Raw genomic sequence first — 9,024 nt, forward strand, 5'->3', positions numbered from 1 at the left:
GGAAGGGTACCCTGCGGACAACGCGCCCAGGGGCACCTGACGGAGGGGGGATGCTGTTCCCGCGTCTCACGGAAACGTGTGTTTAGGTGATTAACCGGCGGCGGAACGTGAACTGACCGCAGCGGTTGCTTCTGCAGGCGGCCCGATCGCCGGTTGGCGTTTGCCCGCAAGTTAAGGAGTGACTTCATGAGTGTTAAAAAAACATCCGCCCTCGGCCTTAGCGCTGTTGCTGCACTGGGTCTGATGAGTGTGACGGCTTTCGCGCAGGACACCCTGACCGGGGTCCGCGGGGTCAACGACCGTCTGGATGACGTAGAGCGGGATGTACGCGAAGATATGGCACGGGCGAATGATGCCGCGCGCTTTGGGAACCCCGAGTTTAACCCCGGCTTCAGCGGCAGTGCCTCGCTGGGCTATTCGGGCAAGACCGGGAACAATGAGACCCAGGACCTTTCGGTCGGCCTGCGCCTGCGCCATGCTCAGGGGCCGCTGGTCCAGACCCTGGGGGCCGTGCTTGATTTCCAGGAGGCCAATGGCTCGAAGACCAAACAGGATGTCTTCGCGGTCTATGACGCCAATTATTATTTCAACGACCAGTTCTATGCCTTCGCTCTGGCGCGGGTGCAGACCAATGGTCTGGCCGATACCGCCGATGAAGTCCGCCGCGACGCCTTTGTCGGCGTGGGCCCGGGGTACCGCTTTATCAACACGCCCAGCACCACCTGGCGCGCCCAGGCCGGTATCGGTGTGAGCTATCTCCAGGATGGCGCCCGCAACTCGGTGACCGAGACCGGCTATATCGCCAGCTCGCGGTTCTTCCATCAGTTCAGCGACACCATGTTCCTGACCAATGACACCGATGTTCTGAAGTCCGACAGCGCCCTGCGCGTAAACAACGACTTCGGCGTGAACTTCCGTATGACCAATGCGATGTCGACCCGCGTCAGCTATCTGACCGAGTACAATGACAACCGCGCGATCCGCACCGACAATAAGCTGGGCGTGTCGCTGGTCTTCGGCTTCTGAGCTGACGCAGTTTCCTCTCGTTGATCTGCGGCCCCTTCGGGGGCCGCTTTTTTAGGGCGGGCGGGCTTAGTCCTGCGCGGGCTGAAGAACGGGCAGGGTGAGCAGCTCTTTGATTTCGCGCGCGATTTCCGCGCTGACCGGAAGGATGGGTTCCGGCGGCGGGAAGGGGGTCTGCCCGAGCTGGCGGGCCATTTCATGCACCACGCGAAAGCTGCTGGCGCGGCGGAAAAGATCCCAGACCGGTTCGAGCGCGAGTTGCAGGCGGGTGGTTTCCCTTACGTCACCGCGGCGCGCGGCTTTGGCCAGGGCGACGCAGGGGTGGGGCAGGGTGCCCGCGAGGACCGAATACCAGGTATCCGCGCCCTGCAGCAGCGCGCCTGCGCAATGCCAGTCGGCGCTGAAGCCGATCGAGACGCGCCCGGGCAGGCGGCGGCGCTGTGTGCTGAGCCGCCGGGTGACATCGGCGGGATCGGCGGCGGGGTTTTTCACGGCGATCACGCCCGGCAGTTCGGCGAGGCGGGCCAGAAGATCGTCTGAGATGGTGACCCGCGTGGTGCCGGGGTTGTCATAGATGCACAGCGGCAGGCCGCTGTCTTCGCTGACGCGGCGGGTGTGACTGACGATCTCATCCTCGGTCAGCGGCGTATAAGAGACCATGGCCAGAAGTCCGGCGGCGGCCCCGGCTTTGCGCGCGGCGCGGGCATGGGCCACGGCGTCGCGGGTCGAAAGCGCGCCGACCCCGGCCAGCAGCGGCACCCGGCCGGCCGTCACTTCACAGGCGAGGCTGAGGGTGCGGGCACGTTCCGCCGCCGTCAGATACATATAGCCGCCCGTCGAGCCGAGCACGCCGAGGCTGTCGACGCCCGCCGTGATCAGCTGGTCGAGGGTGCGGGTGAAAGTGGCCGTCGCGACCCGGCCGTCGGGATCGGCGGGGGTGATCGGAAAGGCGGAAAGGCCGGTCAAAGCGGGCATAGCGGATCCTTGGGGGCAGTCGTCGGGGCAGTCGTTCCTGTGCAGCATGGCGCAGGTTTGATCTGGCGGGAAGCGGCGCTTTTGGCGCATTTGGGAACAGAGCGGGTGCCCGCGCGTTTTAACGTCAACATTCACCGGCTTTGGCCGCTCGTGACGAGGTGATCCATGAACCGTCTCTTTCGCAATACGACCGCTCTTGTGGCCTGCCTTTCGCTGGTGACGCCGCATCTGGCCCTGGCGCAGACCGCCCCCGATGCGGATTGTGCCGAGGCCCCCTGTCCGCCCGCCGCTGAGGACAGCACCACCCCGGCCCCTGAAGAGGCGACCCCTGAGGTGACCCCGGAAACGGCTCCGGAGGCTGCGCCGGAGAGCGTCCCTGAGCCAGCGCCTGAGGTCGCGCCTGAGGCGCCTGCGGATCCGGTTCCCGCGGCACCGGCAGAGCCTGCGCCGGAGGTGGCACCGGAAGTTGCCCCCGAAGTTGCACCGCAACCTGCGCCTGAAGCGCCTGAAGCCCCGGTTGAAGCTGCCCCCGAAGCCGCTCCCGGGGTGGCTCCTGAGGCTCCTGCAGAGGTCGCGCCTGTGCCGGCCCCTGAAGCTCCGGAAGTGACGCCGGAAGCTGCGCCGGAAGCTGCGCCCGTGGCTCCGGCTGAGGCTGCACCGGAAGCGCCTGCGGAGGCAACACCGCAAGCCCCGGCAGAGGGCGCGCCGGTGGTGGCCCCGGAAGCTGCGGCTGAGGCGCCGCGCGCGCCGGAAGAAGGCGTGGCCGAAACCGAGGCCGCGCGGGAGGCCGCCGAGGCGGTCGAAGCCCCGGCGGCCGCAGCCCTCAGCGAAGAGGCGGGTGGCGGCGAGGTGGTGGAGGAGACGGTCACCGAAGAGAACTCGCGCTCTTCGGCGCAGGACTTTGGCACCAGCCTGCGCGATGCGCTGCAGGCCGGATCGGCGGCCCCGGCAGCCGCGGCCAATAACGATAAGGACGACACGAAAACGCTGTCCCGGGCGCTTTTGCTGGGGCTTGGGGCGGTGGCGGTGGGCTCGGTCCTGTCAAACAACCGCCAGGTTGAGCTGAGCGCGCCGGACCGGCTGGTGGTGACGCGGCCGGATGGCAGCTATCAGGTTATCAAGGATGATACGGCGATCTTCCGCCGTCCCGGTGCGCGGGTCTCAACGCAGAATTATCAGGACGGCTCGACCCGCACGATCGTCACCCGCGATGACGGCAGCCGTGTTGTCACCATCCGGGACGCGGATCTGCGTGTGCTGCGCCGCTCGGTGATCGGCAATGACGGAGTAGAGCGGCTGCTGATCGATGAGACGCGCCGCGCCGCGCCGATCGACCTGCGCCGCCTGCCGCCGCCTGCTGTGATGCCGGAGCGCCGGGCCGCCTGGACTGAGGCCGATCTGCGCCGTGCGCTTGACCGCGAAACCCGGGTTGACCGCAGCTTTACCCTGGCGCAGGTGCGCGACATCCCGCAGGTGCGCGCGCTGGTGGCCCCGGTCAATGTGGATGCGATCACCTTTGACACCGGCTCGGCCGCGATTAATCCCAGCCAGGCCCGCAGCCTTGCGGATCTGGGCCATGTGCTGAAATCCATGATTGAGGCCAATCCCTATGAGATGTTCCTCATTGAGGGCCATACCGACACCGTGGGCTCTGATGCGGCGAACCTTGCGCTTTCGGACCGCCGGGCGGAATCGGTGGCGCTGGTGCTGACGGAATATTTCGATGTGCCGCCGGAGAATATGGTGGTCCAGGGCTATGGTGAGCAGTTCCTGAAGGTGCGTCAGGAAGGCAATATCCGCGAGAACCGCCGGGCCTCGGTGCGCCGGATCACCGAGCTGCTGGCGCGGGCTGAGAACTAAGTCCCCGTCCCTGACAGACCCCGGGTACCGCGCAGAGGAAACTCTGCGCGGTATTTTCACATCTGCTGGTCCGGCGGGGCAGGGGCCGGAACTTACCACCCCCGCCGCAGGTTTCCGTTCAAAGGAGTCACATCATGCGGATATCGCTGGGCTATGACATTGAGATTGACTGTGCGCAGCCGATGGAACTGGTTGCGCTCCTTGATCCGGCGGCGGAATGGGATGCGCGGATGGTCGGGCAGAGCGGATTGCAGCTGACGCCGCAGGTGCCGTACCGCCATTATACCGACAGCCATGGCAACCGCTGTCTGCGGCTGACCGCCCCTGCCGGGGGGCTGCGGCTGACGGCGGAGTTTATCGTCGAAACCGATGGCCGCCCCGATGACTGGAGCCATGTCGGCGATCCCGGCGAGCCGCAGGATTTCCCCGATGCGGTGATGCGCTATCTGCTGCCGAGCCGCTACTGTGAAACCGATGTCATGATGGCAGAGGCCTGGGAGCGTTTCGGGGCAACCGAGCCGGGCTGGGAGCGGATCCGGGCGATCTTTGATCATGTGAACGGGCATATTGATTTCGGCTATGTCCATGCGCGGGCAACGCGCACGGCCTCGGAGGCGCAGTCGGAGGGGCGCGGCGTCTGCCGGGATTTCGCCCATCTGGCGATTACGCTCTGTCGCTGCATGAATATCCCGGCGCGCTATGTGAACGGCTTTATGGGCGATATCGGGGTGCCGGTGGATCCGGCTCCGATGGATTACAACGCCTGGGCGGAGGTCTGGGCCTATGGGCGCTGGATCACGCTGGATGCGCGGCACAACATCCCGCGCATCGGCCGGGTGGCCGTGGCACGGGGGCGCGATGCCAGCGATGTGCCGCTGCTGCACAGTTTTGGCCCGCATGGGCTGACGCGCTTTGAGGTGCGCGCGGAAGAGCTGGCAAAGAGCGCGAAGTGAATGTTCCAGGGGGATCTCATCACGCCCTGTTGAAGGCGGAATTCTGCCCGTCCGGCATGGCGCTTCGGCGAAATTCTGCTTCTGCTGCAAGAGTTTGGCGAAAGGAGAGTGAACCGTTTACCAATCCGGGCGTTGTCCCTGCATAACGATAACCCACGCCTGGAGGACTTCATGCGCTTTGTAAAAGTTTCGGCTCTCGCCCTCACCGCTTCGCTTGGTTTTGCCGCTGCCGGCTTTGCCCAGACGGCTGTTACCCCCGCCGCGCCCGATGCCATGGCGCCGTCTGCAACGGCTCCGGCCACGGCCCCTTCGATGGTGATCACCGCGCCTGAGGGCTATGTTTTCACCGAGGTCGGCACCGTGACCGCGGATGAGCTGAAGGGGGTCAATATCTATGACCCGGAAGGCAAGGATGTGGGTGAGATCGCGGATGTGCAGATCGGCGCCACCAATTCGGTTGAGAAAATCATCACCGATGTCGGCGGCTTCCTGGGGATGGGGGAGCACCGCGTCGCGCTCGATCCCGCGCAGATCCAGGTCTATAAAAACAGCGACAACGACATGCGTGCCTATGTCAGCATGACGAAAGATGAGCTGAAGGCGCTGCCGAAGTTCGAAGCCAACTAACCCGTCTTCCGGTCACAGCCGGAAAGACGACCCGTCCCGGAGCCCCTGTGGCTCCGGGATTGCGGGTTTTGACGAGCAGACAGGCACGACTGATGGAATGGACGACCAGCGCAGTTTTCAGTTGTTACTCAGACGAGGGAGAGCGGGTTTCCGTCATTGAACAGTGCCGGACGGGGCATGCCGGGGGCGGTCCGGACCAGCTGCAGAAACGCTATGTCCTTGGCAACGGGCAGGAGATCTGGCAGCTGCACGGCAGCAGCTATCTCGATCCGCAGACCGGGCGTGAGTTCATCCGCGTCTGGCGGTGGCCCTCGGGGCTGAAGCCTGCGGCAGAAGCGTCATAGGCGGTTTGCCGCGGGAAGGCAGGGCCGTGCGAGAGGATCGCGCGGCCTTTTTTGCAACCCTGAGGGGTGATTCCCCGGTAGTCCCGCTCAGGGTCAGGACCCTGCAGGGGGGGCCATTTACGAGGGAACCGGAATGAAATCCGCATAAATTCGCGGCACGATTTTTTATTTTCTATATATTTCAGCGTGTTAAATGTGGTGCCCTGCAGGGATTACCCCCTCACGGGGTTTCCGGATTGGATGAAATTTATGTGAAAGTGGCGGGATTTCGCCGAGTGCCGCAATCGGGGGTTGGTGCGGGCGGGATGCTGGCTATTCTGCCCGTCGGGACAGGGCCGCCTGTCAGGCAACCGATGTGAGGACAGATGAGGTTTGTGAAGGTTCTTCCGACGCTGGCAATGATGGCCGTGACCTGCATGACTGTCGCGGCTTCGGCTCAGGATCTTCGCCCTCAGGCGCGCCCCGCCGCGCCGGTCCCCGCCGCGGTTGAACTGGCCCTGCCCGCGGCCCCGGCACAGCGCCCGCGCGCCCGGCCCGAGGCACTGCAGCTTGCGGCTGCCCCGGTTGCCCTTCAGGCCACCGTCTCGACCCGGAATGCGCCGGCCTCCACCCATGCGGTGCAGTCGGCCGGTCTGCGCCAGCGCACCCAGCTTGCGGTGCAAAACGCCCAGGCCAAGCGCGCCCGCGGCCAGCGCGTCTGGTGCGTGCCCTTTGCCCGGGATGCGAGCGGCGTGCAGATCCGCGGCGATGCCCGGACCTGGTGGCATCAGGCCGCCGGTCAGTACCACCGCTCGCGCGAGCCGCATGTCGGTGCGGTGATGAACTTTGCGCCGACAAAGAAGATGCGTCGCGGCCATGTTGCGGTGGTCTCGCGGATTGTCAATTCGCGGCAGATCCTCATCAGCCATGCGAACTGGACCCGCAACCACGTCTCGCTGGATATGGTGGCCGTGGATGTCTCGCCCCGCAATGACTGGAGCCAGGTGCGTCTTGAGCATCGCCCCGGTCAGATGACCTCAACGACCTATCCGATCTACGGCTTCATCCAGCCGATCCGCGGCTGACCTGTTCCCGCTTTCCTGCCAGGCGCCCTTCGGGGCGCTTTTTGGTTTGGGGGGCATAACATCGTCTTGCGGCGGTGCGGAGACAGGGATGGCTGCGGAGTGGGCATCGATCTGGCTGGGAGGTCAGCAGACCCGGCGGAGCTGCGGTGTCGTCGGATGCGGCGATCCGCAGTCGTCCGGAGCATGGGGGGTGGCCCGGAGAAAAGACAAAGGCCTGGCGTCCGACTGAGGGTGGCAGGCGCATCAGCTTCCCCGGCGATGGCGCATGCCAGGCCAGACAGCGCGGTACACAGGATTGTATCCGGCGCCCTGGCTATGGATCTTATCGCAGCCAGCCCGCGGTTCCCGGTACTCCTCAGCCTCCTGAGTCCAGCACTTCGGTGCCGTGACGCCGAGCGGCCGCTGCAGCACTACCCGCAGCGAGCGAAAGGCCGCTGAGGCCACCCCATTCCGCAAGAGCGGCCGACCATGCAAAGCGGGCTGTCCGACAGCCGCCTTTCGGCAGCGCCGACAGCAAACGTCGAACCTGTTAAAATCGCCGGAGTTGAAATGAAGCGAAGTTGCTTCGTGGGCTCTCACCAGCCCGTGGCGTGTACCTGGCTGGCCACAGACACCTTCGAAGCGCTTATCTCGCCGCCAGCGCCCCGGATCGCCAGAGCCTGGTGATCCGGAACCGCGTAGCAGGGATGGGCCGAGGCCGTGTGAAAACTTAGCTGGGCGGCAGATAGCGCGGGACAGTGTTCTCTCATCGCGGAAATGGTGTGAAGATATTCCGTTCTGTTCCGCGTTGAGCAACAGCAGAGGGAAGTCATTCTCAGCGAGTTCATGGATTTCGAGTTTCCACACAGCCTCTGCCTCTTCCGGACCCTCAAAAGGGTCGAGATCCTATGCTTAGCCAGAGACTGCAGCAGAAGCGATAGATTATCGCCTTAGACATACCTGTCCAACCAGAGCTATGTGAGCATAAATAAAATATTTTGCGCATTTATTCACGATTCTAGGTATAACGATAAGTTTTCATTATCGGATGTTATTTAGCGCGCGACGGTCCGCTTTGCGGACAAAGCGGGCATTGATCCTGCTCCTCAAGTAAAGCATCGTCATCATCGAATGATCTAACCGGGCTTCGCGTGGTGATGTTAAAACTTTACTTCGGGCAGCCAGTCCACGGATGGCTGCCATTCGATCTGATGGTTGGAGAATTTCAGCTCCATGATGAAATATCTGACATCACCATCAATCCGATAGACGAATTCACATTGGCACTCTTAGAAGCATCACAAGGCCGTCGGTCTGAGGTGCAGCTATTTTTGGAGCCTGGATTTTATCATCCCGGTTTTCTCCCACGACTGACCAGAGGGTCACGTTTCGCATCGATTATGTATCTGACTATCCAGGCGCGGAACGTCGCAAGCCGATCCTCTCGATCTCAGGGCATCGGGACGAAATACTCCTCCCGCTTTCTAGGGCTATTGTGGATTTTTCACGTCATTCGTATGCCGAGCATGACTGGCCAGAATTTGATACCCTTGCCCTCGCCAAGCTAAGCGCACTGCTTGCCGCCGACTGACCGCTAAGCGGACATTGCTGCCGTTCGCAATTCAGCTAGATTACTTGCGTGACAAAGGGTGTTCTCAGATTCTTCTTCGACTATGGCTCGGGTTGCCTTTGGTCCGGAGATGCCAAGACGCTTGACCTCCTGGACGTGGGTCCGGTCGATAGCATTTTGTCACTCTCGGAACCGGTGCGTGAGTTAACAGATCGCATACTTTTTATGCAATCGTGCTATCTCAACCCTCTGTATCCCCCTGATCCTAGCCTTTGGTCTGAGTCACTTTGTGATCGCTTCAATGGTGAAGTGGACAGCTTGATTCAGCACATACGTCAGGAGATTGGGGAGGATTATGACATCCTCGATCAACAAGAGCGGTATGCCGAAGACGTCAGGCTGACTGCCTATCTTCTGGAACACCCGGAGCTGGAAAAGCAGGATGAGGCCACGCAGCCGACCGTCAGCTAAGGGCTCTGTGCGTCGTCAGTCTTGCGGCCTCTCACGGGCTAATCTTATCTTATCAGACATGAAGGGCGCGCGAAGGTCGGCTATGCGGACATTGATGCTGCGCTACCGCCGTGCTTAACAGGGTGCTGAAATAGTCCTGAGTGCAGGACCACTTTCTT

General features: G+C 63.0%; 8 protein-coding genes. 7 read left to right on the forward strand and 1 reads right to left on the reverse strand.

Annotated elements, in window-relative coordinates:
• Positions 1 to 186 precede the first annotated feature (186 nt).
• Positions 187 to 1,026, forward strand: a complete 840-nt coding sequence (locus tag EG244_RS17505) for a DUF481 domain-containing protein (protein ID WP_124966467.1) — start codon at positions 187 to 189, stop codon at positions 1,024 to 1,026.
• 66 nt (positions 1,027 to 1,092) lie between these two features.
• On the opposite strand, the gene EG244_RS17510 is transcribed toward EG244_RS17505, so the two are convergent.
• Positions 1,093 to 1,998 carry a dihydrodipicolinate synthase family protein gene (locus EG244_RS17510; protein WP_124966468.1) on the reverse strand — a complete coding sequence of 302 codons (906 nt, stop codon included), beginning with the start codon at positions 1,996 to 1,998 and terminating at the stop codon, positions 1,093 to 1,095.
• A gap of 165 nt (positions 1,999 to 2,163) precedes the next feature.
• Here EG244_RS17510 and EG244_RS17515 point away from each other — a divergent pair, with 165 nt between their 5' ends.
• The 6 genes from EG244_RS17515 to EG244_RS17540 all read left to right on the forward strand — a co-directional run bounded on the left by EG244_RS17515 (position 2,164) and on the right by EG244_RS17540 (position 8,866).
• Positions 2,164 to 3,858 (forward strand): OmpA family protein, encoded by a 1,695-nt coding sequence (locus EG244_RS17515; RefSeq protein WP_124966469.1) that lies wholly within the window; start codon positions 2,164 to 2,166, stop codon positions 3,856 to 3,858.
• 134 nt (positions 3,859 to 3,992) lie between these two features.
• Positions 3,993 to 4,811 (forward strand): transglutaminase-like domain-containing protein, encoded by an 819-nt coding sequence (locus EG244_RS17520; RefSeq protein WP_124966470.1) that lies wholly within the window; start codon positions 3,993 to 3,995, stop codon positions 4,809 to 4,811.
• 171 nt (positions 4,812 to 4,982) lie between these two features.
• Positions 4,983 to 5,438, forward strand: coding sequence for a PRC-barrel domain-containing protein (locus EG244_RS17525; RefSeq protein WP_124966471.1), 456 nt, complete (start codon positions 4,983 to 4,985; stop codon positions 5,436 to 5,438).
• Between the two features lie 92 nt (positions 5,439 to 5,530).
• Positions 5,531 to 5,782 carry a hypothetical protein gene (locus EG244_RS17530; protein WP_124966472.1) on the forward strand — a complete coding sequence of 84 codons (252 nt, stop codon included), beginning with the start codon at positions 5,531 to 5,533 and terminating at the stop codon, positions 5,780 to 5,782.
• A gap of 374 nt (positions 5,783 to 6,156) precedes the next feature.
• The gene (locus EG244_RS17535) at positions 6,157 to 6,846 is read left to right on the forward strand and encodes a CHAP domain-containing protein (protein WP_233589058.1); all 690 of its coding nucleotides are present in this window, start codon (positions 6,157 to 6,159) and stop codon (positions 6,844 to 6,846) included.
• A gap of 1,618 nt (positions 6,847 to 8,464) precedes the next feature.
• Positions 8,465 to 8,866: a hypothetical protein gene (locus tag EG244_RS17540; RefSeq protein ID WP_124966473.1), complete on the forward strand. Its 402-nt coding sequence runs from the start codon at positions 8,465 to 8,467 to the stop codon at positions 8,864 to 8,866.
• Positions 8,867 to 9,024: the final 158 nt, after the last annotated feature.

It is taken from the genome of Falsigemmobacter faecalis, from assembly GCF_003863335.1.
Taxonomy (GTDB): Bacteria; Pseudomonadota; Alphaproteobacteria; order Rhodobacterales; family Rhodobacteraceae; genus Wagnerdoeblera; species Wagnerdoeblera faecalis.